This window comes from Flavobacterium sp., assembly GCF_004211145.1.
GTDB lineage: Bacteria > Bacteroidota > Bacteroidia > Flavobacteriales > Flavobacteriaceae > Flavobacterium.
On the sequence record NZ_SEBS01000018.1, the window covers coordinates 1 to 26,020 of the forward strand.

A 26,020-nucleotide genomic window follows, 5' to 3' on the forward strand; every position below is an offset into this window, starting at 1 on the left:
GTTTTTTACTAAACAATACGATTTTGCGCGTACGTAAAGTCATCTTTTTGACCGACGAGAAAAAATCCGCCCAAAAATCCACTACAAATACTTTAAAAACCGCCATAAAGAACGAGATTCCAAATATCCGAAATCCGTTTCATTCGCATAAGCTTCGCGTTCGAAACTGATATTAAAATATGCTTTCTTGCGATCGCGATATCGAATCACCCGAACCAAAAATTCCAAAAAATACCAAACGAAAAAAGGCAAGACCAATAATTCCGACTGTTGCCGTAAATGGATGCGCTCGTGATTGATGAGCACGTCGTCGGTTTTATGCTTTCCCGACGCGACGAGCACGAACGGATATACCGTAAAACCCAAGAATCCTTTCGGAATTAAATATTTCGCAACAATCACAATCATTGCTTTCAAAGTTCCTAAATTTGTGGCTAATGGACGGCGAAAATCAGGCAAATAAATTAATCGAAGGCGAAGATTACTATCTGACGCCCGAAGGCTTCAAGGTATTTACCGAGAAATTCCACCTAAAACGCGGTCATTGCTGCCGCAGCGGTTGCCGACATTGTCCTTACGGTTACGACAAGAACACGAATACATTTAGAAAAAAATGACATTCCAAGAACAAATCCTCGAAGGAATTCCTTCCATTTTACCACAACCGAAGCCTTACGAGGCCAGCATCAACCACGCGCCCAAACGCAAGGAAATCCTCTCGCCCGACGAGAAGAAACTCGCCATAAGGAATGCGTTGCGTTACTTCGACAAGAGCGACCACGCAGTCCTCGCAAAGGAATTTTCGAATGAACTCAACGCATACGGCCGAATTTACATGTACCGGTTCCGTCCCGATTACGAGATGAAGGCGCGACCATTGCACGAATATCCCGGAAAAAGCGACCAGGCTAAGGCGATCATGCTCATGATCCAAAACAATTTGGATTACGCGGTCGCACAACATCCGCACGAATTGATCACGTATGGCGGAAACGGCGCGGTATTCTCGAACTGGGCGCAGTATCAGCTTACGATGAAATATTTGGCCGAAATGACGAACGAGCAAACACTCGTCATGTATTCGGGCCATCCGATGGGATTGTTCCCGTCGCACAAAGAAGCACCGCGCGTCGTCGTGACCAACGGCATGATGATCCCCAATTATTCGAAACCCGACGATTGGGAGAAATTCAACGCGCTCGGCGTGACGCAATACGGCCAGATGACCGCCGGAAGTTATATGTATATCGGTCCGCAAGGCATCGTCCACGGCACGACGATCACCGTGATGAACGCGGGGCGAAAAATCGCGAAATCCGGAGAAGATTTGTCGGGCAAATTGTTCGTGACGTCGGGCCTCGGCGGAATGAGCGGCGCACAACCAAAAGCCGGAAACATCGCAGGAGTCATAACGGTTTGCGCCGAAGTCAATCCGAAAGCGGTCCAAACGCGCCATTCTCAAGGTTGGGTCGATGAAGTCATCGAAGATTTGGACGAATTGGTGACACGCGTGAATTCGGCGAAAAAAAATAAAGAAACCGTTTCGATCGCCTATTTGGGCAACGTCGTCGAAGTTTGGGAAAAATTCGATTCTGAAAATGTTTATATCGATTTAGGTTCCGACCAAACGTCGCTCCACAATCCTTGGGCCGGCGGTTATTACCCAGCGGGAGTCGACTTTGAGACCGCTAAAACCATGATGTCCGAACAACCTGGCCTGTTCAGGGAAAACGTGCAGCAATCGTTGCGCCGACATGCCGATGCCGTAAATAGACACACGGCAAAAGGAACGTATTTCTTCGATTACGGAAACGCGTTCCTGCTCGAATGTTCCCGAGCCGGAGCCGACGTTTTCGCTCCAAACGGCATCGATTTCAAATATCCGAGTTACGTTCAGGATATCTTGGGGCCGATGTGTTTCGACTACGGATTCGGCCCGTTCCGATGGGTTTGCACATCTTGCAAGCCCGAAGATTTGGCCAAGACCGACGCGATCGCACTTTCGGTCCTCGAGGAAATGGTGAAATCGGCTCCATCGGAAATCAAGCAACAAATGGAAGACAACATCCGCTGGATCAAAGGCGCGCAACAGAACAAGCTTGTCGTCGGATCACAGGCCAGGATTTTATACGCCGACGCCGACGGACGCGCGAACATAGCCGAAGCGTTCAACCAAGCGATCGCGAAAGGCGAGATCAGCTATGTCGTTTTGGGTCGCGACCATCATGATGTTTCGGGTACGGATTCCCCATATCGCGAAACGTCGAACATCTATGACGGATCCCGTTTTACGGCCGACATGGCAATACACAACGTCATTGGCGATAGTTTCCGTGGCGCGACTTGGGTAAGTATTCACAACGGCGGCGGAGTCGGCTGGGGCGAGGTAATTAACGGCGGCTTCGGCATGGTTCTTGATGGTTCCGACGAAGCTTACAAGCGCCTGAAATCCATGCTTTTCTGGGACGTGAACAACGGAATTTCGAGAAGAAGCTGGGCCAGGAACGATGAAGCGATTTTCGCCATCAAACGGGCAATGGAGCACGAACCACTTCTTAAAGTGACGCTCCCGAATCTCGTGGATGACGCGTTGCTCCAAAATTTATAGCCATGCAAAAACTCAGCAGTGTTTCATTGATGATTATGGGGACGGGATTTCTTCCGCTCGCGCTTCTTATTGAAAACGTATTGCTCCAGGCATTCGTACTGCTGATATCAATGGTGCTTAATATCATGGCGATTGTTAGGAATTTGAAGGAGAAGCGAGAGAACAAACTGTAAATTATCTGCTATGAAAACTATAAAATTTTTACCTGTTTTATTGCTCTTTGTGCTTGGCGCTTGCTCGTCGGTCAAAGTTGCATCCGACTACGACAAGAATGTCGATTTCACCCAATTCAAGACGTATGCGTTTTACAAGACGGGAATCGACAAGGCCGAAATTTCGGACCTCGACAAAAAACGCATCATGCGCGCGATCGAGGAAACCATGTCGGCAAAAGGATTTACCAAAAGTGAAAAACCCGACGTTCTCGTGAACATTTTCACCAAGGCGCGCCAACAAGTCGACGTAAACACATTCAACAACGGCTGGGGTTACGGTTGGGGTTACGGATGGAACCCGTATATCTGGGGCGGCAACAGCACGTCGGTTTCCACTTACACCGAGGGAACGCTATTCATCGACCTCATCGACGCAAAGAAAAAAGAACTCGTTTGGCAAGGTGAAGGCGAAGGCGTCTTGACGAAAGACGTGGAAAAGAAAGATGAGCGCGTGATGGAATTCGTGTCGAAGATATTGGCGCAATATCCGCCGAGCAAGAAAAAATAATTAAGATTTATTGAGGAAAATCGGTAATTGTCAAATTCTGATTTTCCTTTTTGCATAAACCTCAAAGGTCTCAAAGACCTTTGAGGTTTTTCATTTTCGCCATTTTATCGACGATTTCTGCACGTTTCAAAAAACCTCACCTCTTAAAATCTCGCGTTTACCTCAAAAATTTTTATTGACGAATCAGATGCCGTTACATTTGCCCAACAACAAGTTCTAACAATAAGATACCTGTAAATACCAAACATTACAAAGGCGATAGACTCAAGTGCTGTCGCCTTTAAAAAACAACTTTCGGCGCGGTGAAATACCACATATTCAAAACGGCGCCCTGAAAGAAGCATTGATTGAATTTTGATTTATTTGTTGTTGTTGTTTTTTTTTAAACAAACCGTAGCCGCCCTAACGACTACGGTTTTTTTATGATTTGTATTCATCCCTACTCGACTTGATTTTGTACTTTTACCACAACCCAAGTAAAACGTTATGAGTACCGATTTTGAGAGCAATCCATTGATAGACCGCCTTCCCGAGCATTTGAAGCAATTCATAAAGCCTCAGGATTACGACGATTACACGCCCATAAATCAAGCCGTTTGGCGTTATGTGATGCGAAAAAATGTGGATTATCTTTCAAAAGTCGCACACAGTTCCTACCTCGAAGGTTTGCAGAAAACGGGCCTCGAAATCGACTCGATCCCGAACATGTACGGCATGAACCGAATCCTCAAGGAAATCGGTTGGGCCGCCGTGGCCGTCGACGGTTTTATCCCGCCGAACGCGTTCATGGAATTCCAGGCATATAATGTTTTGGTCATCGCGTCCGACATCAGGCAACTCGAACACATCGAATACACGCCGGCTCCCGATATCATTCACGAAGGCGCAGGTCACGCTCCTATCATCGCGAATCCTGAATACGCCGAATATTTGCGTCGCTTCGGAGAAATCGGATGCAAGGCGCTTTCGTCACATAAGGACTACGAATTATATGAAGCGATCCGACTGCTTTCCATCTTGAAGGAAGCCGAAGGAACGCCGACATCGGACATCGAAAAAGCTGAAAAAGCCGTCGAGGATCTACAGAACAACATGGGCGAACCCAGCGAAATGGCTCGCATCCGAAACCTGCACTGGTGGACTGTCGAATACGGTTTGATCGGAGAAGTCGAAAGCCCGAAAATCTATGGAGCAGGATTGTTATCATCAATTGGCGAAAGCGCGTGGTGCATGACCGACGCCGTCAAAAAAATCCCATACGACATCTCGGCCGCCGACCAAAGTTTCGACATCACCAAACCGCAACCTCAACTTTACGTCACGCCCGATTTCGCGCATTTGAACCTCGTGCTCGAGGAATTCGCGAACACTATGGCATTGCGCACGGGAGGTTTGAGCGGCCTTCAGAAACTCATTGATTCAGAAGCAATCGGAACCATAGAATTAAGCACCGGAATCCAGATTTCGGGTCAATTCACGAACGTCATCGAAAATTCGGGAAAACCCGTTTACATACAAACTACAGGCAAAACAGCGCTGTCCTATCGCGAAAAAGAACTCGTCGGACACGGTTCGGCGACACATAAGGACGGTTTCGGAAGCCCGATCGGCAAACTCAAGGGAATCAATCTCGCGATCGAAGACATGAGCCCGCGTGATTTGCGCGCATACGACATCTACGAGGCTGAAAAAGTAACGCTTGAGTTCGAAGGTGACATCACCGTAACCGGAGAAATCATTACCGGATCGCGAAATTTGCAAGGCGAAATCATCCTGATAAGTTTCAAGAACTGCACGGTGACGCACAACGAAACGGTTTTGTTCCAACCTGACTGGGGAATCTACGATATGGCCGTCGGTAAAAAAGTCGTTTCGGCATTTTCAGGTCCGGCCGACGTAATGAGTTTCGACCTCATCACGCACGTGCCATCGTCGAAAACGATTAAAGCCAAAACATCGGACCAGCGCGACGAACTCGAAAACCTATACAAAACGGTTCGCGACATCCGTGAAGGAAAAGATTCAGATAAGAAACTCGCCGACATCTTCGAAACCTTGAAAAACAACCATCCGAAAGATTGGCTGTTGTCGGTCGAAATTGTCGAATTGCTGCACAACTCACATCAAGATGATTTAAAACAACAGGTTTTGGTTCATCTCGAAAACCTTAAAAACGAGCGTCCGAAAATCGCACATCTGATCAGCGGCGGCCTCGAACTCATTTTCGAGAAAGAAAAAGCGATCTAAATAAAAAAAGCCACCCGTCAAGGTGGCTTTTTCTTTCATTCCTGTTTGTTATTTCTTGATCACTTTGACGGTTTTTACCGCGGTTCCCATATCGATGTAAATCAGATAAGTTCCCGCCGCGTAACCGCTAAAGTCAAGCTTTGTTTCGGTTGCATTCACGTCAGCCATGTGAACCAATTGCCCGATCATGTTGAGCACTCGGATTTTCGAAATTTCTTCGGTGAAACTGATGTTCACAAAATCCACGATCGGATTCGGATACACGCGCAATTCGTTTTTCGAAACTTCGCGCACATCGAGGCACGCGCCCTCGGAAACCGTTACGCCGAGTCGCGTCGGGCTTTCACATGACGTCAGCGTTTGGGATGCGTAATACGTCGTTCCCGCGATGAGAAGCGTGCTGTTCGGCACGACATTTCCACCTGAAGGCGCGTCGTACCAAATCACGTTGCTTCCATTCACGAGAAGCATTCCGACGGTTTCGAGTTCACAAAACGTTTGGCTTGCAAATCCTGTCGGAGCTGCGGTCGGGTTGATCGTTGCCGCAACCGCGACACGTGGCGACACGCAGGTTCCATTTGAAGATTCGACGTAATAAGTTGTCGATGTCGTCAAACTCGGCGTCACGAAACTCGCTCCGGTTGCCAGCGCCGAACCACCCGATGGCACGTCAAACCATTGAACCGTACCCGATGTAGCCGTGGCGCTGAGCGTCAAACTGCCGTAATCGCAGCGACTCGCCGGAACTGTTTGTGAAATGCTCGGTTGTTCGTTTACCGTAGCGACGACAGCGGTTCTTGGCGATGTACAGCCGTTGGACGACGCTTCGACGTAATAGGTCGTGGTCGTGCCGATGTTGCCCGTCGAAAGACTCGTTCCGCTTCCCAGAATTTGTCCGCCCGATGGCAAACTGAACCACGAAAGCGTTCCGCCCGAAGCCGTCGCCTGTAACGTCATTGATCCGAAACCGCAGCGCGAAGCCGGAATTGTGTTCGTTACCGATGGCGTCGTATTGACAGTCGCAATCACTTCCGATCGCACCGAAACGCAATCACCATTCACCGATTCCACGTAATACGCGGTCGTATTCGTAAGCAGCGGCGTCGTGAATTGAATTCCGGAACCCAAAACCGCTCCTCCGCTTGGCTGGCTGTACCAATTCAATATGCCCACGTTGGCCGATGCCGAAAGCGTTACCGAACCCGAATCGCATCGTTGTCCCGGAGTTACTGAAGTAATGCTCGGAATCGTGTTGATCGTTCCCGTAACCGCCGTTCTCGGCGACGAACAGTTCGCATTCGCAGCTTCCACATAATACGTGGTTGTGGCCGACAAACTCGTCGTGAATGTCGTGCCCGTAAACACGATACTTCCACCGGTTGGCTGGTCGTACCAGTTCAGGGTTGCCGTTCCGGTTGCGGCCAACGTTATAGAACCGGTTCCGCATCGTGACGCCGATGTAACCTGCGAAATTTCAGGAACCGAATTCACCGTCGCTACAACAGCCGTTCTTGGCGATGTACATCCGCCGTTTGAAACCTCAGCGTAATATGTCGTCGTCGCGGTGATCGATGGCGTGGCGAAACTTGCGCCCGTACTCAAAGAGGTTCCCGCAGTCGGCTGTGAAAACCACGAGATCGTTCCGGCGCTTGCCGTTGCCTGTAAGGTTACCGAACCCGTTCCGCAGCGAGATCCGGGCGTCGCACTATTTATCGTCGGAATTGGTTGTATCGTTGCAGTTACGGCTGTTCGAGGAGAAGCGCAACTTCCCGACGACGATCCGACGTAATACGTAGTCGTTCCCGAAAGCGATGGCGTCGTAAACGAGCTTCCGGTTCCCAAAACCGTTGTTGAAGTCTGGTCGGCGTACCAATTGATCGTACCCGCGTTCGCTGTTGCCGACAACGTGACCGAACCGTTTCCACAGCGTTCCCCCGGAGTCGTGGTTTGGATCGCCGGAATGACCGTAACCACGATAAAGTCGGTTTTGGTTTCGGTATTTGACCCGTTGTAGTTCGTCGCAATCAATGTTGCGCTGTATGTTCCCGGCGTGTTATACGTAATGGTCGGATTTTGCACGGTCGATGTCGCCGGAGTTCCGCCGGGGAAAGACCAGTTCCACGCCGCGGGAACGTTCGTCGACGTATCGGTAAATGTCACCGAATTGCCCTGACACAAAGTTGTCGTGCTTGCCGTAAAGTCGGCATCGGGTGGCGTAACCGGGCAAATCGCCTGGATTCCCATCGAGAAACCGCTGCCACTGCTGCCGAAATAGGCGTAGAATTGCGGCGGATAACCGCAAACGCTCGCTTCCATCGTATTCACGTCGGCGCCATCGGCCGTCCCGCCCATGTAGGCGAAGAACGACGGTGGGATTCCGCACGATGTGGCCGCGAGCTCATTGACGTCGGCTCCATCGGAACTTCCACCCAAATAAGCGAAGAACGACGGCGGCGTATTGCAACTTGTAGCCGACAATTCGTGCACGTCGGCACCATCGCTATTCCCGCCAAAATAGGCGTAATAAAACGACGGCATGCCGCAGGACGTATTCGAAAGCATCGATGTCGTTGCTCCGGCCGCACTGCCTCCGTTGTACTGGGCTATGGCGGAAATGCCGCACAACACTAGCAACAAGGCATAGAAATGCTTGATTATTTTTTTCATCTGTCTGATTTTAAATTAGAATTCATCTTCGGGAAAAACTGAATTTTCCGTCACGATCAAATCAGATGATTATCGCACACCGCGCCCGCCATAAGTCGGATAACGCGCCGCATCGACGCCCGTATTTCGTTGGGAAAGTCTTCCCGCTGCGACACCGTCGATCCAACCGCCTCCGCGTTGTCCGCTTCCGGTTGCCGCGGCTGCCGTGGGCCATGTGTTTTGGTTGGCATCGCCGTTAGCTGTGATCGTGCCGTCGCCCAAAGTTCCGTTGAACGCCGAACCTGCTGCCGATGAAAGACAAACCACGCGCTCCCAAACATTTCCGGTCATTTCCATCGCGCCATAATATGCTGCGCCCGATGAAGCGCGCCCTGAAGTTCCCGTCGCGAATGCCCCGACGCGAACCGATCCGTAAATCGAACTCGTGGTTCCTACACCAAGCGTACAACGTCCGTTCGCAGCCGGCGTCATGTACTCGTTTTCGAGATATTGGTTCGTCAAGGCATTACTCGCGACGTTCGCCAAATCGATTGATCCCCAAGCATATTCCCCTGCGACTCGCGGCATTGTTCCACGCGATACTTTCTCGTATTCCAGTTCGGTCATCGGACGCAAAGCCGCCCAATCGAGATACGCTATCAGGTCGCCCCAGTTTAGTCCGTTCATGGCGATTCCCTGTCCGTCGTCGGAGTTGCCTTCGACGCCGGCAGTTGCATCGCAAGCGTAAATCGCAGGGATTGCGGCATTGTTACCCGGCGTTTGGATACGCACGCCGTTCCTGTATCCGAAACCGTTGTACATCGCATACGTTCCCGCGGCCGAGATCGGATCGTTGAACGTATGTGCCTTTTGTTGGTCGTATGTCAGTGCGTTCAGAAACTCCACGTATTGAAGTTGTGAAATTTCGTATTTCATACAATAGAATGAATTGTAGCCCATCGGGAAAGTGGCCGGAGCGGCGACTGCGCCTCCACCCAAAACACTCGAAGTCAATCCCGTCGATTGTGAAGCGGCGTTTATCGTGATGCTGTTGAAAGTACCCGAACTTACGCCATCGCCCAATTCGAATGCGGCTTGCGGCACATTGACCATTTCGATTCCAAAGACTTTGTAGTTGAATGTTCCCGCGCCAATGTTCATCTTGAGTGTGATCTGCGTGTTCCCGACGTTTCCGCCTCCAAGCGCGCTGCGTCGGATAAAAACGCCTTTACCATCGGTTACGGTTTCAACCATCAAAGGTGAAGCAGCCGAGTGATCGCCGGCGACGGTACTCAAATTCGCATGCGCCCAAAGACGCGTGTTGCAATCCTGGAATTTCACGAACACCCAAACGGCGTCCCAATTTGCGGGTGCGACGTTGGCGTTCCAGGAATTGTCCCAGGCTATGTTGAAGGTAATGTTGGAACCCGATACCGAGGTTCCCGTAATCTGGACGTTGTTCGCCGCCGATTCGGTTACGGCAAAAATCGAAAGCAGTCCGGTCAATAAAAAGCTAAAAAATAAAGTTCTCGTTTTCATCCTTTAAGATTTGAAAGTTATGCGACAAATCTATCGGGATGTTGTGGGCGCTGAAATACGGCAGTTGACGTATTCGTACGAAAAACCTTAAAATACGGCAAATGCCTTATAAGCGTTTTGAAAAATCGCTCTCTCGCGAAATGGTTTCGCCTTCGTAGCGCAGCGTCCAGCCCATCGAATTCGTGAGAATCAAGATTTTCGACAATTCGCTCACCAAGCGGTTCTTCGCGTTTGTTTTGAGAGACGATTTTTCGATTTTCTTGCGCAGATTGGCGTTCACCTGCTTGCTGATCTTATTGTAATCGTCGCCCGTGAACGGATTCATCGCGCTTTGGTCGATGTCGTAGTATTTGATGTCGGGGCTGATCTTTATTTCTTCGGGTGGAATATTTTCGATCGTGATGATCTTGTTCTTTACGTCGATGTCGTATTGCATCTGCCGCAAATCATAGCCGACGGTCACTTCGGCATTCACGATCAGCAGCGCCTTCTTTTGGAACGAAAGCATGTTCAAGAAGTAGTTTTGCTGGTCTTTGTACGTAAGCACTTCTGAATAATGGCCTTCCGTCACGATCAACTTGCCCACGCTCACGATCTGCTGTTGGATCAGATTCGTGTTATATTCGATCGTCGACGTATCGTCTTTCTTGAATTCGCAATACCGATACGCAAGCAAAAATCCGACAATGCAACACGTAATAAAAATAATCCGGCGGACACTCATATCTTTTTTCTTAAAGATACGACGCCTCAACCAAAACGCCTTTCAAAATTCCGGACTTTCTTTTAACGATTCCCTGCTCAGGCACTCAGGATCTCAGGCACTCAGGCACTAAATAAGATTATTACTCTTCGCCTTCTGAATCGCCTCCAACTTATTATGCACCTGCAATTTCGTGTAAATATTCTCGATGTGCTTGCGAACCGTACTCGGCGACAAAAATAAATTATCGGCGATGTTGTTGTAGTTCAATCCCTTGCTGAGTTGCTCGAGCACTTCAATCTCACGCGATGAAAGTTTGATGTCGTCGTTGCCTTGTTTGACTCCGAAATCTACGGGATTGCGCAATAATTTCAGGGTTTTCAACGCGATCGACGGATTCATCGCCGCGCCTCCATTGAGCGTTTCGATGATTCCCTGATGCAAATCCTGTGGGTTGACTTCCTTGAGCAGGTAACCGTCGGCGCCCGCCTTTATCGAATTGAAGATGTTCTCGTCGTTGTCGAAAACCGTAAGCATGATGATTTTTATATGCGGGTATTTGCTTTTCACGGCCGCAGTGGCCTCGACGCCATTCATTTTCGGCATCTCGATATCCATCAAAATCAAGTCGATGTTATACCTGGAATCGAGTTTTTCAAGCAGATCCTGCCCGTTTATCGCCGTGAAACGCACTTGCAGATCGTCAAAAAACGACAGCTTTTCCTGGATCGCACGGATCAGGAAATTATTGTCGTCAACAATGGCGATCTTCACGTTCATAGAGTGAACTTACGAATTTCAAGCGATTAATAAAAGACGATGAACGCGATGTTCAGCGCGATTACCGTGACGACGGTGGCAACGAGCGTCCAGAATCTTAAGTGTTGTAGAATTGTATCCATTTCGGGGTAAGTTAGGATTTCATCTACGCAAATTTGCGGCTTTTGGTTTCACGGCGCAATACGACATTTGACGTATTATCGATTTAGGAACTAAAAGGTAATTTTAGCGTCACGATCGTACCTTTTCCAATATCCGATGTTAATTCAAGATTTCCTTGGGCATCCTGCATTCGTTTTGCCATGTTGCCCAGTCCGTTGCCTTTTTGGACGGTTTCGACATCGAAGCCCGAGCCGTTGTCGGAAATTGAAATTTCGATGAAATCAAGTTGCTTTTTCACCGAAATGGAAATCGCCTCGGCCTGAGAATATTTCACTGCGTTATTCACCGCTTCCTGAACCGTGCGATATACGTTCATCCCGGTTACCGACGACAATTTGAATTGCGCGAGATCGTCGTCGATGGAAACATTAAAACGCATGCTTTCCTTCGCGCCTCTCGCTTTTTCTATGAAATTTGAAATCCTCGACAACACGTCTTCAAAAGTTATCTCGTCCGAGTTCATCGCCCAGATCGTATCGCGGAGTTCCAAAATCGTGTCCTTCGTGAAATCGCTGATGTTTTCGAGTTTGCGATCAAGCGCCGTATTCTTCAAATCGAACGCGTACTTCAAATTATCGACCGACGAGATAATGAACGTGAGTTGCGAACCGATGTTATCGTGCAGATCACGCGAAATCCCCAACCGTTGTTCCTGCAATTTGTTTTGCGTCTCGATTTGCGCGATCGCCGATTTGAGTTCGTGTTCCTGCGCGAGCTGATTGTTTTTGAGTCGCTGTTGACGCCAAATCAAGAATCCCGTAAGCGAAACGAAGAAAGTCAACACTGAAAGCAACAGCAGTAAATTCGATTTCCGGGCCGATTCCGACTGGGTTTCGATCAACCGCTTTTCCTTTTCGTTCGTCTCGAACTGCACTTCAAGTTCGGCGATCTTCGCGTTCGTCTCCTTGTTGATCAAACTTTCTTTGAACTGCACGTGTTTCTTGTACGCGGCGAACGCCAAATCCTTTTCGCCGAGCGCTTCGTGCATTTCAGACATGCTTTGGTAGTTGTGCTGGATAAGCTGGAAATACTTGTTTCGGAGTGCGATTTCATTCGACAGCCTGAAGTTTCCGATCGCCTTCCGATATTCTTTTTTCATGCCATACAAATCCCCGAAATACGAGTAGTTTTCGGCGATGCCGGCCGAATCTTTCTTGCGTTGTCGCAGTTGCAGGGCGCGTGTGAACAGCTGTTCGGCGTCGTGGAACCGACCTTCCATCGCATGGACGATAGCGATGTTGTTCAAACTGTACGGAATGCCCGTCGAATCATTGATCGCTTCCTTGATGACCAAACCTTTTCGGTAGAAAAACATCGCGCTGTCGAGATCTTGCTGCATTTCCTTGATCACGCCGTAATTGTTGTAAATGCTCAACAGCGAGGTCGTATCTCTGATCGTTTCAGCGAGTTTCTTGCCGCGAAGCATGTAATATTGCGCCTTGGGTAAGTTCCGGCGCTTCATCGCATAACCCAATTCTCCATATTCACGTGCGACTTTACTCTCGTCACCGATCCTCTCGAAAAGCTTGATTGCCTTTAGCGAATATTCGACGCTCAGATTGTATTTCCCTTTGAAATTGTACACGAGCGCGAGGTTGCTGTAACTCATCGCCTCGCCTTGTGCGTAATGAAGTTTTTGGGCCGCTTTCACGTTCTTGTGATAGGCCGCATCGAGCACTGCCGCTTTCGCAAAACGGATTTCGAACGCGATGTTGTTCAGCGAATCAATTTGCTGGCGCGTCTGTGCAAAACCCACAACCGAACAAAAAATGACAAGCCAAACCACGTGTTTCATGATGCGTCGGGATTAGTGGTTTTTGGAATTACGACCGTGATATGCGTTCCATTTCCGGGTTCGGAAACCAGTGTGAATGTGCCGCCGATATCTTCGATGCGTTTTCGGATATTATGCAGGCCGTTTCCTTTTTGGGCCGTTTCCTGTGAAAATCCGATGCCGTCGTCCTCGATCCTGATACGCAATTCGCCGTTTTCGTGTTCGATGAAAATCCCGATCCGCGACGCCTTCGCATATTTGATCGCGTTGTTTACGGCTTCCTGGATGCTTCGGTAGATGTTCATTCCCGTAACCGACGAAAAACGCAATTGCTGTAATTCCTTGTCGATATGGAATCTGAAATCGATGCCTTCGAGCACGTCTTTCGCCTTTTCGATGAAGTTGAAAACGCGCACACGCAAATCCTCGAGCGAGATTTCGGCGTTGTTCATCGCCCAGATCGTGTCGCGCAGTTCGACGATCGTGTCTTTCGTGAAATCGTTTATGCTGTTGAGTTTCTTTTCGAGTTTGGTGTCTTTCAAATCGAAAGCGTACCGCAAATTATCGACCGACGAGATGATGAACGTAAGCTGCGCACCTATGTTGTCATGCAGATCACGCGAAATCCCGAGCCGTTGTTCCTGTAACTTGTTCTGCGTCTCGATTTGTGCGATCGCCGTTTTAAGCTCGTGTTCCTGCGCCTGTTGACGGTTCTTTAGGCGTTGTTGCCTATAAATCAAAAATCCGGTCAGTGCGATAAACAACGCGCCCAATGAAATCCCGATGATCATGTTGTTGCGACTGTGGACTTCGCGCTCTTTTTCGAGTAACTGGATTCGGTTTTGGGCGATGATTTTTTCCTTCTTTTCAGTTTCGTGCACGATCTTGAACTCCGCGGCTGCCGCTTCTTTCTTTTCGTTCATGAGTTTTTTGTACTGCTCGAGGTATTCTTCTTTGGTAGCGAGCGCCTTATCGTATTTTCCCCATCTCGCGTAGATGTCCGACAAAATCCCATACGACTTCACAAGATTGCTCTGGTTCTTTATCCTGGCGACCATATCGATGCTTTTGAGCGTGTAGCGTTCCGCTTCGGCGTAATTCCCCTTGTTGAGTTCAAGATGCCCGAGATTGCTGTAGGTGTCGGCAATTTGCTTCTTGTCGCCCACGATAAGGTCGATCTTCAATGTTTCGTTGAAATAATATTGCGCGCTGTCGAGTTTTCCGGTGAACATGTAACACAACGCCTTATTGTCGAGAAAAGGAACCTTGAGTTTGGGCGATTTTATGCTGTCGCAAATTCGGATGCACTCGTTGTCGATGGCCAACGCCTCATCGAATTCATTACTCGCACCATGAACATTCGCCAAAGTGTGGGCCGCATTGAGATAGGTTTGGTGTGACTTATCGTTCTTAAAAACGTTCATCGCTTTACGCAGGTGTTCCTTTGCCAACGCCATATCGTTCTTTTGCATATAAACCTCGCCTATGTTCCCGTTCGTCGTAGCGATGCCGCGTTTGCCATCCATTGCCTCGTAAATTTTGGACGCGCCAAGCAAATATTCGATCGCTTTGGGATAGTTTCCCTTGTTCTTGTAGTAGTTCCCGATTCCTGTGTAGGCGCGCGCGCGCAAGGAATCCGCGTTTGAATTACGCAGCAATCGCAACGCGTTTTCAAATGACTTATACGAAAGTTCATATTGGGATTTACTCATGAAAACCGCACCTTCCACGATATTCGACATCGCTTTGTAGTCAGCGGGTTGGTTCGCGGTAAGTTTTTTGAATCGGTCAGAAAAAGACTGCATAGAATCTGACGGAAGTTGCTTGTAGACTTCGTCAAGCCTGTTGAATTCCTTTTTAATTTTCACCTGTTCGCGTGACAAATCCTGACTTTGCTGTTTTTGCTTTTCCTTACAAGAATAAAAAATCAGTGAAAGCAGCGCGAATGCGAAAAGTTTTCTCATCAGATGGGTTTTATCGCACTAATATATAAAAGTCCTGATTCACTGCTACTTGATAAGATCGTTCGCGTGCAACGTTGCCACAAAATCTTTTACCATCGCTGAGATGTCCTGACTCAGGATAACATTCACCGAACGCAGTTTCTGCATGAGTTCATCGGAAACCTTCACCTGCTTTTCACGGGCCGAATTGCTATTGGCGAGCTGCACGATCACTTCACGCAACACTTCCATTCGCTGCTCGTGCTGCCGTTGCGATCGGCGCAAAAGCAATATCTGGAAAACGATGACGCCCAGAAGCACGACAATCGTAAAGGCTAATACATACATCATGGGTCAAATCTTGGAACCACAAAGTTGCGGATTGAACCTTTTTCATGAAATACGTCAGATGCCTTATTTTAAAAACGAAAAAACCGGGACATGCCCGGCTCTTCGAAAAATATGTACTCAATTAATTTTGCATGAAAACACCTTTGAATTTGCCTTCGGTGACCGTTTTGCCCGAACAACCGTTTTCTTCAGATTTTCCCGTGAACGAAAAAGTCCCTTCAATTTTCTCCTCGTTTACGACGGTAACCGTAACTGTCCCGGTCGCTCCGTCGCACTCGCCCGTATCATAGCTGTTGTTGTTTTCGACGAACGCAAGCAGGTTGTCAGTATCCGGACCGACTTGAAATGTTCCCGGCCCCGTAACGTCGAAAAGCCCGATCGTCAATGTTTTCAGATCGGCTGTCGATCCCGTAACCTGATAAAATGTTCCGTTGTGCAAGGCAACCGTGGTACTTTGACCCATAATTTGCGCTTTGAACGACGTGCCGTCAACCTTCGCCGACAAAGACGATCCCGATCCGCCTGAGCCGCCGGCGTCATCTCCGCTACAAGCTGTCGCGAAACAGAACGCCAATGCCAAAAAAGCTAGTCTTCCAATAATTTTTAAATTTTTCATGATAAATGGTTTGGGTTAATGAATTACAGATTCGTTAAAAATTTTTTACAAATCTGCAATGAAGCGCGACTGCTTACAATACGACATTTGCCGTATTTTAATCCAAATCCACGAATGGCAGGCGTTTGCGGAGATTGGCGATGCGACTCTCGAGAGAAGAAAGGAATTTTTTGTGTTGTTCCGACTCGGGATTGAACGGTCGGTGCGCCTTTGCCTTGCGTATGGAATCGACTTCCTCCATCATAGGAAATGCCGATGCCGAAATCCAGCCGTCACGGAATTTTTCCCAGATGAAATCTATCGCGACGCCGTTCGGATGCAACATGTCCGACGCGTAAAATCGGTAATCGCGCAGTTCGTCCATGATGATTTCATACGACGGAAAATAGTGGGAATTCCTCGTTTTTTCAAGCGTCGAGTGCAACGCCGAAATCAAGTTCGCCTTGCTGCGCTGGTTCTCCACGACGCCGTCTTTTATATGTCGGACGGGAGAAACGGTGAAAATCAACCGGACCGACGGATTCAAACTCGTCACCAGATCGATGCAATTTTCGAGCGACTTCCCAATCTCTTCGACCGACAGCAATTGCTTCGAAAATTCCTTCTGCGGCACCTTGTGGCAATTCGCGACGAGTTCGTTCGATGTGATGTTCCGATACGCCCAAGCGGTTCCCAACGTGATGATGAAATGCGTGGCCGTTTCGAGTTTTTCGCGCGTGGAACTCACCGCCGAATTCAGGTTTCCGATCAAAACCTCAGCGTCGTTCCCGCTCATATCGGAATGTGCGTCGAAACAATGCCAGCGTTCATTTTGACAAAAAACGTCGGATATTGAAAACCGTTTTCCATCGACCGCGAACCGCAAAAACGTCTCGATCGCAATCGGATGGAACAAAATCCCGAACGGATTCACGATGTTCCTGAACCCGAAATGACTGAGTTTCGCGGACATATTTTTGGCGAAACAGGAACCGATTGAAATGATTTCCGAATCATAGTCGATCGGGAAATCACTTTTTGGAACCGAAACCGGAGTCGTGAATTGCATGCGTCAAAAATAAGCAAAAAGAAACCCGGAGTATTCGTCCGGGATTGATTGTTTTGTGAGCGATTATTGATAGACGAACTGCGTCGTGTATTGTTCGCCGTCGAAATCCTCAACGGCAGTCGCAGGAAAATCATTCGGGTCGTACGTGAACGTGTAGGTCGAATCATCGCCTTCATAATTCTCTGAAATCACGTTGTGCAAGATGCCCGAAGCCGATCCGTCGATGTACGAAATCTTAGAATAACCCGTCACATTTTTGAACGGATTGTTCTTGTTGTCATAGGTGTACGTCGTCGTCCCGAACGGATCCACGATCTGCGACACTTCGCCGTTCACGAACGTAATCGTGGACGTTCCTTCTTCAATCGTTTGGCTGTCCAGATCGCCGCTGTATCCGGTCACGGTGATCGTGTTGTCGCTGTTTTGGGTGTAAACTTCTTTCGTGCCCGACCCGAAATCGAGATCGAGACTTGTGTAGGTCGCGAGTTTTCCGTCGGTCGCGTACGTGAACAGATCGCGTTGTTCGAGCTCGCCGTCGGCAAACCATTCCATCATCGTGATGTCGTCGCCCGTGTACGTGAACTGGATTTTCTCTGCGTCGTTGGTTTCGATCTTGACGAGTTTCGTGCCGTTGTAGGTCGCCGTCGAAATGTATTGTCCGTCGGGACCGTTTTCGATGGTTTTCTTTAAAAGAACGACATCGGAACCTGAGGAACCGTTGTCGTCATCGTTCCCATTACATGACGAAAAAAGCACGAGTAAAGCGCTCATTCCGAAGATTATTTTTTTCATAACCGATTCTTTCATGCGGCAAATATAAACGGAAACGCGCGACAAATTCGTTAAATTTTGACCATGGCGAAAATTCGTCGAGCACAAAAAACCCGGACGGATCCGGGCTGTTTTTATTGGTAAGTGTAAGTCGTTTCGTATTCGGTTCCGAAAGAAGTTCGCGTCGAAGTTGCAGGAAAATCATCGGAATCGTAGGTATAAATCGTCGCTTCAGAGCCCGCGGGATTTCCGTTCAACGTCGAAATTACTGACAATACGTTGTAATCAGTTCCACCGAGCATCAGTAGATCGGCGTATCCGGTAATATTTTTAAAAGGATTGTTTTTCGCATCGTACGTATACGTACTGACGGTCACGGCATCACCTTGAGTCGTTTGCACCGATTCGATCTCGCCATTCGCTCCTACCGAATAGATCTGGCTGAACAACAATTGCGTTTGCTGGGTCGTATTGCCTGTGAATCCTTCCGAGGTAATGCTTGTAGCATCGGGATAAGTAAAAACCTGTCGCGTGACCGAGCCCGTTCCTACCTGCCATCTTTTGACCTGCGTCATCTTATCGCCCGTGTAGTCGAATTCGTATTGAAAAACATCATTACCAAACGAATTCTCGACCGTCATCGAAACGATTTTCGACCCGCTGTATATGTAAACGACCTTGTCGCCGCCCACGGTTTGAACGGTCGAAATTTTATTCCCGATGTAACTGTAATTCGTCACGGTCGATTCGCCGTTTACGGTCTGAACCGTACTTTGCAGTAGTTTGCCCTGTACGGCCGGGCTGTCCGAATCGTCGGAATTACACGATTGCAAAACCGCAGCCGACACGAAAAGTAAAATAAGTTTCTTCATGACCTCATTTATTTGATGAATTCGATCGCTTTTTCCAACGCTTCAGGAATTCCCAGCACGTCTTTCCCGCCCGCGGTCGCGAAGAACGGTTGTCCGCCGCCGCCGCCTTGGATATATTTTCCGAGTTCGCGCACGACTTGTCCTGCGTTCAAACCTTTATCGGCAACGAGTTCTTTAGAAATATAAACGGTCAACAACGGCTTGTCGTCGTTCGCGGTTGCTAAAACGATGAATAGATTGTTGTCGATGTTTCCGAGTTCGTACGCGAGATCTTTCGCGCCATCGGCCGTCAAATCGACTTTTTGTGCGAGGAAATTCACGCCGTTCACGAGTTCGAATCGGGACGCGAGTTCGCCTTTGAGGTTCTTCGCCTTGTCTTTCATCAACGCGTCGACCTGTTTCTTGAGTTTCGTATTTTCGTCTTGCAACGACTGGACTGCTTTTATGGAATCCTGTGGGTTTTTGAGCGCGACTTTTATCTCGTCGAGCGCCTTTTCCTGGGCTGCGAAATACGCTTTCACGGCATCGGATGTAATCGCTTCTATGCGTCGGATTCCGGCTGCGACTGCACTTTCGGACAAAATTTTGAAATACCAGATTTCGGCCGTGTTCGACACGTGGATTCCACCGCAAAGTTCCATGCTTTCACCGAATTTGATCGCGCGAACCGAATCTCCGTATTTCTCACCGAACAACGCCATCGCACCTTCGTCAAGCGCCTGCTGGAACGGAATGTTGCGACGTTCGATAAGCGGCAGATGTTCCTGGATTTTCTCATTCACGAAATCCTCGACAGCTTTCAGTTCAGCGTCGGACATTTTAGCGAAATGCGAGAAGTCGAAGCGCAAATAATTCGGATTAACCAATGAACCTTTCTGTTCGACATGCGTTCCCAAAACCGATCGCAACGCCTGATGCAACAAGTGCGTCGCCGAGTGGTTGCTCGCCGAATGGTCGCGCAGATCACGATCGACTTTCGCCAAAAGGCTCGCCTTCGGATCTTCAGGAAGTTCGCGCGTGAAATGCAGGATCAGGTTATTTTCTTTCTTGGTATCGAGAACCGGAATGATCTTTTCGCCTTGCGTGAACGTTCCTTTGTCGCCGACCTGACCGCCGCCTTCAGGATAGAACGGCGTATGGTCGAGCACGATCTGGTACAAGCGCCCGTCTTTTTTGGAATCGACGATACGGTAGCGCGTGATATTGACTTCGTTCACGGCGAGATCATAGCCGACGAATGTTTCAGTATTTCCTTCAACGAGAATCGTCCAATCTTCAGTCGAAACTTCCGATGCCGCGCGGGAACGTTCCTTTTGCTCGAACATTGCCTTGTCAAAATCCACTTCGTTGTACGACATTCCTTTTTCCTTGAGGATCAGGCTCGTCAAATCCTTAGGAAAACCGAACGTATCATAAAGTTCGAATGCCTTTTTACCCGCGACTTCATTGCCCGAGGTTTCCTTCACGACCTCGTCAAGCAGTTGCAGACCTTGATCGAGCGTGCGCAAAAACGCGTTTTCCTCCTCGCGGATCACGTTCATCACGAGTTTTTGCTGCGAACGGATTTCAGGGAACGAACCGCCCATTTGGTCGGCGAGCGTTTCGACGAGTTGGTAAATGAACGCTTCCTTCGTGTTCAGGAACGTAAATCCGTAGCGGATCGCGCGTCTCAAAATGCGTCGGATCACATAACCTGCGCCTGTGTTTGACGGCAATTGTCCGTCGGCGATTGCGAATGCGACTGCGCGCACGTGGTCGGCGATGACGCGGATCGCGATGTTTATTTTTTCCTCATCGTCCGATGAACTCTTGATCGTGTATTTTTTTGCGGTAACCGATTCGATTTTTTGGATCAGCGGCGAGAAAACGTCGGTGTCGTAATTCGATTGTACGCCTTGCAAAACCATGCACAGACGCTCGAATCCCATTCCGGTGTCGACGTGTTGCGCAGGCAATTTTTCGAGCGAACCGTCGGCCTTGCGGTTGAATTCCATGAAGACGTTGTTCCATATCTCGACGACGTGCGGATGGTCGTTATTGACCAAATCCTTGCCTGGCGTTTTCGCTTTTTCATCGGCCGAACGAATGTCGACGTGAATCTCTGAACACGGCCCGCACGGACCTTGGTCGCCCATTTCCCAGAAGTTGTCTTTCTTGTTCCCGAGCAAAATTCGGTCTTCGGCAATAAGCGATTTCCAAATGTCGTACGCTTCTTGGTCGAACGGCACGTTTTCTTCTTTCGAACCTTCGAAAACCGTCACGTACAGGATGTCTTTCGGAATTTTATACACTTCGGTCAACAATTCCCAAGCCCAGTGGATCGCTTCTTTCTTGAAGTAATCGCCGAAACTCCAGTTGCCGAGCATTTCGAACATCGTGTGGTGATACGTATCGATTCCGACTTCTTCCAAGTCGTTGTGTTTTCCTGATACGCGCAAGCATTTTTGCGTATCGGCGATTCTCTTGGATTTAGGCGTTCCGTTGCCAAGGAAAAACTCCTTGAACTGCGCCATTCCTGAATTGTTGAACATGAGCGTCGGGTCGTCTTTGAGTACGATTGGTGCCGACGGCACGATCAAATGGCCTTTTGATTGGAAAAAATCGAGGAAGGTTTTGCGGATTTCCTGTGATGTCATTTTATTGTTGATTCGTTGATGCGTTGATTTGTTTATTTGAGCGACCAAGACTGTCGTTGACGAGACTTTCCGTGTCGGCTCGACGAGATGGGCTGGCGTTATTTCGTCACCAATCGCGTTTTGTATTTATTCGGCTTCCGATCTTCCGATCCAAGAACTTCCGAACTATTTCAAAAACTTTCACCTAAAAAATTACCCGAACGAAACATTTGGTTAAATTTGTTCAGCACGCCCAAAATAACGTGAAAACCCTGTTTTTGAACGGCAAAAATAGGATATTTTGAAATGAAAAAGGTAAAATATTATTACGATCCCGAAAATCTGGCGTTTAAGAAAATCAAGGTCAGGAAGCGCACCAAGTTCGCGTACGCCGCGTTGTTTTTGGTGGCGTCGGCATTGTTTGGGACGTTGGCGTTCATCGTGCTTTTGAACACGCCGTTTTTCGAGACGCCCAAGGATCGTCTACAGGCGAGGGAAATCGAGAATTTCAAGATCCGATATTCTATCCTCAACAAGAAAATGGATCAGATCGACGAGGTTTTGGCGAGCATCGAAGAACGCGACAACAACATTTACCGAACCTATTTCAACACTTCGCCCATTCCCGACGAGCAGCGCAAAGCTGGATTCGGCGGCGTGAACCGATATAAGGAACTCGAGGGTTACGACAATTCGGAACTCGTCGTGAACACGTCAAAACGCGTCGACATAATTTCAAAAGAACTCGCGATCCAATCGAAATCGCTCGACGAAATTTTGAAGTTGGCGAAGGAGAAAAATAAATTATTGGCGGCGATCCCAGCGATTCAACCGGTGAAAAATGAGAATTTGCGCGCGGTCGCGTCGGGATTCGGATATCGAACCGATCCGTTCACGAAAGTCAGGAAGTTCCACGCGGGAATGGACTTTTCCTCCAAAACCGGCACACCGATCTACGCCACGGGCGACGGAATCGTGGAACGGGCTGACAATACGGCATCGGGTTACGGCAACCACATCGTGATCCGTCACGGTTACGGCTATCAAACGCTGTACGGGCATTTGAGCAAATACAAGGTTCGGTCAGGACAACGCGTGAAACGTGGGGACGTGATCGGGTTCGTGGGAAGCACGGGTCGATCGGAAGCGCCGCATTTGCATTACGAAGTCCACAAGAACGGCGAGGTCACGAATCCGCTCAATTTCTATTACGGGAACATCTCGGCCGCCGAATATACCGCGATCGCGAAAGCCGCCAACCAGGAAAACCAATCACTAGACTAACGAGTACATGCACATAGAACTTTCACCTGACAAACGATATTACAGCATTGGCGAAGTGGCCAAGGCGTTCAACGTAAACGCTTCCCTGATCCGATTCTGGGACAAGGAATTCGACATCCTCAAACCAAAGAAAAACGCCAAAGGCAATCGATTATTCACGCCCGAGGACGTCAAGAACCTGCAACTCATCTACCATTTGGTAAAAGAACGCGGCTTTACTCTCGACGGCGCGAAAACGCATTTGAAGGAAGGACAAAAGAAGACACTCGACAAGTATGACATTATCTCAAAACTCGAAGCCATAAAAAAACAACTGACAGATTTGAAGAACGGCTTGTAATTTGATGAAAGCGCGCGGGCTGTTTTGGTTTAAATGGTTAATCGGTTAAACGATAATCGTCAACAGAAGCCAAGCAAGAACTATTAAACAGTTAACCCGTGAAACAATTAAACAAACATTAAAAACACTTAAACAACAACATCATGAGAAGATTTTTGCCATGGATTATCGGAGGAGGAATTGTACTAATCCTCATTTTCTATTTCTTTAGCGTAAAAAACACGGCATTGCGCAAGGACCAAGCAGCACAAAAAGAATGGGGTAATGTCGAAACGGCTTACCAACGCAGGAACGACCTCATCGGTAACCTCGTAAATACCGTCAAAGGCGCAGCCGATTTCGAAAAGTCGACATTGACGGCAGTCGTCGAAGCGCGTGCGAAAGCGACTTCGGTACAAATCGATCCGTCGAACATCACGCCGGAACAATTGACACAGTTCCAACAAGCGCAATCGGGCGTTTCATCTGCTTTGGGCCGACTTTTGGTTTCGGTTGAAAGATATCCCGACCTCAAGGCGAACCAGAATTTCCTGAAACTTCAGGATGAATTGGCGAGCACTGAAAACCAGATCCTGACGGCACGAACTCGCTATAACGAATCGGTACAGGAATTCAACGGTTACATTTTGGCGATGCCACAAAGCATTTTCCTCGGAAGCTACAAGGAAAAACCATACTTCAAATCAGTTGAAGGCGCCGACAAACCCGTAGAAGTCAAGTTTTAATCATGACCGAAATACGCGATCTGCTAACGCCCGACGATGAACGCGAAGTCATCGAAGCCATTAAATTGGCCGAGAAGGAAACTTCGGGAGAAATCCGCGTGCACATTGAAAAGCACACGAACGCCGACCATTTCAAACGTGCGACCGAAGTGTTCCATTTGCTGAACATGGACGCGACCAAACTCAAGAATGGCGTGTTGATCTATCTCGCAGCCGACGACCGCCATTTCGTGATTTTGGGCGACCAAGGCATCGATGACGCGGTCGAGGACGATTTTTGGGATTGTACGAAAGACGTGATGCAATCGCATTTCAAGAACGGCGATTTCAAAACCGGACTTATCGAAGGAATCGCACGCGCGGGCGAAAGGCTTCGTCAATTTTTCTCTTGGGAAGAAGGCGACACCGACGAATTGTCGAACGAAATCTCAAGAAGCTGATGACAAAATTGTTCCGAAAGGCAATCTTACCATTGCTTCTGTTGCTCACATCGATTGGTTTCGCCCAGTTCAAGATACCCGAAAAACCCGATTTTCAAACCAGCGTTTACGATAACGCGAATCTTTTGAGCGCGACCGAAAAAAGTCAGCTCGAAGAAAAACTCGTTCGTTATTCCGATTCGACTTCGACACAGATCGTGGTTGTAACGGTTCCGACGATCGAAGGCGAAGACATCGGTATCCTTGCTCCCAAATGGGGACAAGAATGGGGCATCGGACAAAAGAATGAAGACAACGGCGTCTTTATTTTACTTGCCGCCAAGGAAAGACGCATTTGGATCGCGCCCGGATATGGTGTCGAAGATCGGCTTACCGCGGGCATAACCGGCGAACTGACCAGAAACGTGATCATTCCCGAATTCAAGGCCGGAAGCTATTATCAAGGTCTCGACAAAGGCGCCGACGCGATTTTCGACGTGCTCAAAGGCAAATACAAGGCAACCCGAAAAAATGATTCCGAAGGTCCGGGCGGGCTTATCGTATTCGCGGTGATTATTATTATCATCATAGTCATTTCGATACTGAGAAAAAAAGGCGGCGGTGGCGGTAGTGGCGGACGTTTTTCCGGAGGCGACCTCGCAGACATTCTTATCCTGAGCAGTCTTGGACGCGGAGGCTTTGGAGGCGGTGGCGGTTCATCGGGCGGAGGATTCGGTGGCGGAGGCGGCTTTGGTGGCGGTTTCGGCGGCGGCGGATTCTCAGGCGGTGGTGCCGGAGGAAGCTGGTAAAATTCAACAAACGATAAAAAGAACCGTGACTTTGCTCACGGTTTTTTTATTTTGTGGTAATTTCGCTTGAAGTTATCTAGGTCTCATAATATGGCTGTCGGCATTGCAAAGACAAACATTCAACGTCAATCGGAAATTTCCAGTTCGCAATATGCGCAAATCAATATTTTTTTACGTATTTCGCAGCATATTTCATCCCCAATGAAAAACATAACCTACTCGTTATCCGCAACTGCGGCATTTTTGCTGTGCGCTGTTTCAGGATTTTCCCAGCAGATGTCGCAGCAAATGATCACCAACAAGATCCAGCAAGCCGATGCTGCGATCGCAAACGACAAATCCAGCCAAAACTACTACGACCGCGCTTTCTACAAAGCGAAACTCAATGACGTCCAAGGCGCGATTGCAGACTATTCGGTCGCCATCAAACTCGATCCGGCATTGGCAAACGCCTATTATCATCGCGGTGAATTGTACGAACGTCAGGAAAACTACGCGAACGCCATAGCCGACTATTCCCAATGCATCGTACTCGATTCCCGATCCTACAAGGCACATTTCGCGCGAGGTTATGCACGATCGGTGACCGACGACGTGAAAGGCGCGATCGAGGATTATTCACGCTGCATCGGAATGGACCCGATGAAAGCCATGGCCTACATCAATCGCGGTTATCTCTACCATTCGTTAAAAGCATACGACAAAGCGATTTCCGACTTTGACCGCGCGTTGCAAATAAACCGAAACGACGGGGAAACCTATGCCAATCGCGGCTTCTCGAAAGCGTTTTTGAAAGACAAGACGGCAATCCAGGATTTCGACATGGCGATCGAGCTTTTGCCCAACGATCCACAGCAATATTACAACCGCGCGCTGTATCGCATCGACTTCAAGGTGAAAGGCGATTTTTGTGCCGACCTCAACAAAGCGCTCACACTCGGAATGACCGAAGCCGGCGCGATGATTCAGGAAAAATGTAAGTAAGGGTGAAAGAGTTTAGAGTTTAGAGTTTAGAGTTGAATCGGATCGACGCGAAACACCAAAC

24 protein-coding genes are annotated in these 26,020 nt (G+C 48.6%); 11 read left to right on the forward strand and 13 right to left on the reverse strand.

Going from position 1 to position 26,020, the window contains the following annotated elements; all coding sequences use genetic code 11:
* Positions 1–81 precede the first annotated feature (81 nt).
* Entirely contained in the window at positions 82–408 is a 327-nt protein-coding gene (locus EOO50_RS09870; RefSeq protein WP_290839795.1) for a hypothetical protein, read from the reverse strand.
* Between the two features lie 29 nt (positions 409–437).
* Between EOO50_RS09870 and EOO50_RS09875 the strand changes: the two genes are divergently transcribed.
* The 5 genes from EOO50_RS09875 (at position 438) to EOO50_RS09895 (ending at position 5,578) form a co-directional block, all read left to right on the forward strand.
* The gene (locus tag EOO50_RS09875; protein ID WP_290839671.1) at positions 438–617 is read left to right on the forward strand and encodes a DUF5522 domain-containing protein; all 180 of its coding nucleotides are present in this window, start codon (positions 438–440) and stop codon (positions 615–617) included.
* Positions 614–2,608, forward strand: coding sequence for a urocanate hydratase (locus EOO50_RS09880; protein ID WP_290839673.1), 1,995 nt, complete (start codon positions 614–616; stop codon positions 2,606–2,608). Before EOO50_RS09875 ends, EOO50_RS09880 begins: the two co-directional genes overlap by 4 nt.
* Before the next feature lie 2 nt (positions 2,609–2,610).
* Positions 2,611–2,781 (forward strand): hypothetical protein, encoded by a 171-nt coding sequence (locus tag EOO50_RS09885; RefSeq protein WP_290839675.1) that lies wholly within the window; start codon positions 2,611–2,613, stop codon positions 2,779–2,781.
* Between the two features lie 10 nt (positions 2,782–2,791).
* Positions 2,792–3,331, forward strand: a complete 540-nt coding sequence (locus EOO50_RS09890; RefSeq protein ID WP_290839677.1) for a DUF4136 domain-containing protein — start codon at positions 2,792–2,794, stop codon at positions 3,329–3,331.
* A gap of 486 nt (positions 3,332–3,817) precedes the next feature.
* Positions 3,818–5,578, forward strand: a complete 1,761-nt coding sequence (locus tag EOO50_RS09895) for an aromatic amino acid hydroxylase (protein WP_290839679.1) — start codon at positions 3,818–3,820, stop codon at positions 5,576–5,578.
* Positions 5,579–5,626: 48 nt separating this feature from the next.
* Here EOO50_RS09895 and EOO50_RS09900 read toward each other — a convergent pair whose 3' ends face one another.
* The 12 genes from EOO50_RS09900 to alaS form a co-directional block, all read right to left on the reverse strand.
* The gene (locus EOO50_RS09900) at positions 5,627–8,245 is read right to left on the reverse strand and encodes a PKD domain-containing protein (protein ID WP_290839681.1); all 2,619 of its coding nucleotides are present in this window, start codon (positions 8,243–8,245) and stop codon (positions 5,627–5,629) included.
* Positions 8,246–8,314: 69 nt separating this feature from the next.
* Positions 8,315–9,763 carry an SUMF1/EgtB/PvdO family nonheme iron enzyme gene (locus EOO50_RS09905; RefSeq protein ID WP_290839683.1) on the reverse strand — a complete coding sequence of 483 codons (1,449 nt, stop codon included), beginning with the start codon at positions 9,761–9,763 and terminating at the stop codon, positions 8,315–8,317.
* A 106-nt stretch (positions 9,764–9,869) separates the two neighbouring features.
* Complete coding sequence (locus EOO50_RS09910; protein ID WP_290839685.1) at positions 9,870–10,487, reverse strand: DUF4230 domain-containing protein; 618 nt, start codon at positions 10,485–10,487, stop codon at positions 9,870–9,872.
* A 108-nt stretch (positions 10,488–10,595) separates the two neighbouring features.
* Positions 10,596–11,246, reverse strand: a complete 651-nt coding sequence (locus EOO50_RS09915) for a response regulator transcription factor (protein WP_290839687.1) — start codon at positions 11,244–11,246, stop codon at positions 10,596–10,598.
* 205 nt (positions 11,247–11,451) lie between these two features.
* Entirely contained in the window at positions 11,452–13,203 is a 1,752-nt protein-coding gene (locus EOO50_RS09920; RefSeq protein WP_290839689.1) for a tetratricopeptide repeat protein, read from the reverse strand.
* A complete protein-coding gene (locus tag EOO50_RS09925) occupies positions 13,200–15,146 on the reverse strand; it encodes a sensor histidine kinase (RefSeq protein WP_290839690.1) in 1,947 nt (648 codons plus the stop codon). Before EOO50_RS09925 ends, EOO50_RS09920 begins: the two co-directional genes overlap by 4 nt.
* Before the next feature lie 45 nt (positions 15,147–15,191).
* Positions 15,192–15,476: a hypothetical protein gene (locus tag EOO50_RS09930; protein WP_290839691.1), complete on the reverse strand. Its 285-nt coding sequence runs from the start codon at positions 15,474–15,476 to the stop codon at positions 15,192–15,194.
* 121 nt (positions 15,477–15,597) lie between these two features.
* Positions 15,598–16,092 (reverse strand): DUF6252 family protein, encoded by a 495-nt coding sequence (locus EOO50_RS09935; protein WP_290839693.1) that lies wholly within the window; start codon positions 16,090–16,092, stop codon positions 15,598–15,600.
* Positions 16,093–16,189: 97 nt separating this feature from the next.
* Positions 16,190–17,140 carry a GSCFA domain-containing protein gene (locus EOO50_RS09940; RefSeq protein ID WP_290839695.1) on the reverse strand — a complete coding sequence of 317 codons (951 nt, stop codon included), beginning with the start codon at positions 17,138–17,140 and terminating at the stop codon, positions 16,190–16,192.
* A 63-nt stretch (positions 17,141–17,203) separates the two neighbouring features.
* Entirely contained in the window at positions 17,204–17,932 is a 729-nt protein-coding gene (locus EOO50_RS09945; RefSeq protein WP_290839697.1) for a hypothetical protein, read from the reverse strand.
* Positions 17,933–18,045: 113 nt separating this feature from the next.
* On the reverse strand, positions 18,046–18,783 hold the full coding sequence (locus tag EOO50_RS09950) for a hypothetical protein (protein WP_290839699.1): 738 nt from the start codon (positions 18,781–18,783) through the stop codon (positions 18,046–18,048).
* Between the two features lie 8 nt (positions 18,784–18,791).
* Positions 18,792–21,419, reverse strand: a complete 2,628-nt coding sequence (gene alaS / locus EOO50_RS09955; RefSeq protein WP_290839701.1) for an alanine--tRNA ligase — start codon at positions 21,417–21,419, stop codon at positions 18,792–18,794.
* Positions 21,420–21,704: 285 nt separating this feature from the next.
* On the opposite strand from alaS, the gene EOO50_RS09960 reads away from it, so the two are divergent.
* From EOO50_RS09960 to EOO50_RS09985, 6 genes are all read left to right on the forward strand, one after another.
* Positions 21,705–22,682, forward strand: coding sequence for a peptidoglycan DD-metalloendopeptidase family protein (locus EOO50_RS09960; RefSeq protein ID WP_290839702.1), 978 nt, complete (start codon positions 21,705–21,707; stop codon positions 22,680–22,682).
* Positions 22,683–22,689: 7 nt separating this feature from the next.
* On the forward strand, positions 22,690–23,022 hold the full coding sequence (locus tag EOO50_RS09965; protein WP_290839703.1) for a MerR family transcriptional regulator: 333 nt from the start codon (positions 22,690–22,692) through the stop codon (positions 23,020–23,022).
* 143 nt (positions 23,023–23,165) lie between these two features.
* Positions 23,166–23,747, forward strand: a complete 582-nt coding sequence (locus EOO50_RS09970) for a LemA family protein (protein ID WP_290839705.1) — start codon at positions 23,166–23,168, stop codon at positions 23,745–23,747.
* 2 nt (positions 23,748–23,749) lie between these two features.
* On the forward strand, positions 23,750–24,187 hold the full coding sequence (locus EOO50_RS09975) for a TPM domain-containing protein (protein WP_290839707.1): 438 nt from the start codon (positions 23,750–23,752) through the stop codon (positions 24,185–24,187).
* Positions 24,187–24,975, forward strand: coding sequence for a TPM domain-containing protein (locus EOO50_RS09980; RefSeq protein WP_290839709.1), 789 nt, complete (start codon positions 24,187–24,189; stop codon positions 24,973–24,975). The genes EOO50_RS09975 and EOO50_RS09980 overlap by 1 nt, the downstream gene beginning before the upstream one ends.
* A 201-nt stretch (positions 24,976–25,176) precedes the next feature.
* Positions 25,177–25,959 carry a tetratricopeptide repeat protein gene (locus EOO50_RS09985; protein ID WP_290839711.1) on the forward strand — a complete coding sequence of 261 codons (783 nt, stop codon included), beginning with the start codon at positions 25,177–25,179 and terminating at the stop codon, positions 25,957–25,959.
* Positions 25,960–26,020: the final 61 nt, after the last annotated feature.

What these genes read in the sequence shown, in the direction of transcription:
- EOO50_RS09870 (WP_290839795.1), bottom strand. Translation starts at nt 408, where the DNA reads ATGATTGTGATTGTTGCGAAATATTTAATTCCGAAAGGATTCTTGGGT.
- EOO50_RS09875 (WP_290839671.1), top strand. Translation starts at nt 438, where the DNA reads ATGGACGGCGAAAATCAGGCAAATAAATTAATCGAAGGCGAAGATTAC.
- EOO50_RS09880 (WP_290839673.1), top strand. Translation starts at nt 614, where the DNA reads ATGACATTCCAAGAACAAATCCTCGAAGGAATTCCTTCCATTTTACCA.
- EOO50_RS09885 (WP_290839675.1), top strand. Translation starts at nt 2,611, where the DNA reads ATGCAAAAACTCAGCAGTGTTTCATTGATGATTATGGGGACGGGATTT.
- EOO50_RS09890 (WP_290839677.1), top strand. Translation starts at nt 2,792, where the DNA reads ATGAAAACTATAAAATTTTTACCTGTTTTATTGCTCTTTGTGCTTGGC.
- EOO50_RS09895 (WP_290839679.1), top strand. Translation starts at nt 3,818, where the DNA reads ATGAGTACCGATTTTGAGAGCAATCCATTGATAGACCGCCTTCCCGAG.
- EOO50_RS09900 (WP_290839681.1), bottom strand. Translation starts at nt 8,245, where the DNA reads ATGAAAAAAATAATCAAGCATTTCTATGCCTTGTTGCTAGTGTTGTGC.
- EOO50_RS09905 (WP_290839683.1), bottom strand. Translation starts at nt 9,763, where the DNA reads ATGAAAACGAGAACTTTATTTTTTAGCTTTTTATTGACCGGACTGCTT.
- EOO50_RS09910 (WP_290839685.1), bottom strand. Translation starts at nt 10,487, where the DNA reads ATGAGTGTCCGCCGGATTATTTTTATTACGTGTTGCATTGTCGGATTT.
- EOO50_RS09915 (WP_290839687.1), bottom strand. Translation starts at nt 11,246, where the DNA reads ATGAACGTGAAGATCGCCATTGTTGACGACAATAATTTCCTGATCCGT.
- EOO50_RS09920 (WP_290839689.1), bottom strand. Translation starts at nt 13,203, where the DNA reads ATGAAACACGTGGTTTGGCTTGTCATTTTTTGTTCGGTTGTGGGTTTT.
- EOO50_RS09925 (WP_290839690.1), bottom strand. Translation starts at nt 15,146, where the DNA reads ATGAGAAAACTTTTCGCATTCGCGCTGCTTTCACTGATTTTTTATTCT.
- EOO50_RS09930 (WP_290839691.1), bottom strand. Translation starts at nt 15,476, where the DNA reads ATGATGTATGTATTAGCCTTTACGATTGTCGTGCTTCTGGGCGTCATC.
- EOO50_RS09935 (WP_290839693.1), bottom strand. Translation starts at nt 16,092, where the DNA reads ATGAAAAATTTAAAAATTATTGGAAGACTAGCTTTTTTGGCATTGGCG.
- EOO50_RS09940 (WP_290839695.1), bottom strand. Translation starts at nt 17,140, where the DNA reads ATGCAATTCACGACTCCGGTTTCGGTTCCAAAAAGTGATTTCCCGATC.
- EOO50_RS09945 (WP_290839697.1), bottom strand. Translation starts at nt 17,932, where the DNA reads ATGAAAAAAATAATCTTCGGAATGAGCGCTTTACTCGTGCTTTTTTCG.
- EOO50_RS09950 (WP_290839699.1), bottom strand. Translation starts at nt 18,783, where the DNA reads ATGAAGAAACTTATTTTACTTTTCGTGTCGGCTGCGGTTTTGCAATCG.
- alaS (WP_290839701.1), bottom strand. Translation starts at nt 21,419, where the DNA reads ATGACATCACAGGAAATCCGCAAAACCTTCCTCGATTTTTTCCAATCA.
- EOO50_RS09960 (WP_290839702.1), top strand. Translation starts at nt 21,705, where the DNA reads ATGAAAAAGGTAAAATATTATTACGATCCCGAAAATCTGGCGTTTAAG.
- EOO50_RS09965 (WP_290839703.1), top strand. Translation starts at nt 22,690, where the DNA reads ATGCACATAGAACTTTCACCTGACAAACGATATTACAGCATTGGCGAA.
- EOO50_RS09970 (WP_290839705.1), top strand. Translation starts at nt 23,166, where the DNA reads ATGAGAAGATTTTTGCCATGGATTATCGGAGGAGGAATTGTACTAATC.
- EOO50_RS09975 (WP_290839707.1), top strand. Translation starts at nt 23,750, where the DNA reads ATGACCGAAATACGCGATCTGCTAACGCCCGACGATGAACGCGAAGTC.
- EOO50_RS09980 (WP_290839709.1), top strand. Translation starts at nt 24,187, where the DNA reads ATGACAAAATTGTTCCGAAAGGCAATCTTACCATTGCTTCTGTTGCTC.
- EOO50_RS09985 (WP_290839711.1), top strand. Translation starts at nt 25,177, where the DNA reads ATGAAAAACATAACCTACTCGTTATCCGCAACTGCGGCATTTTTGCTG.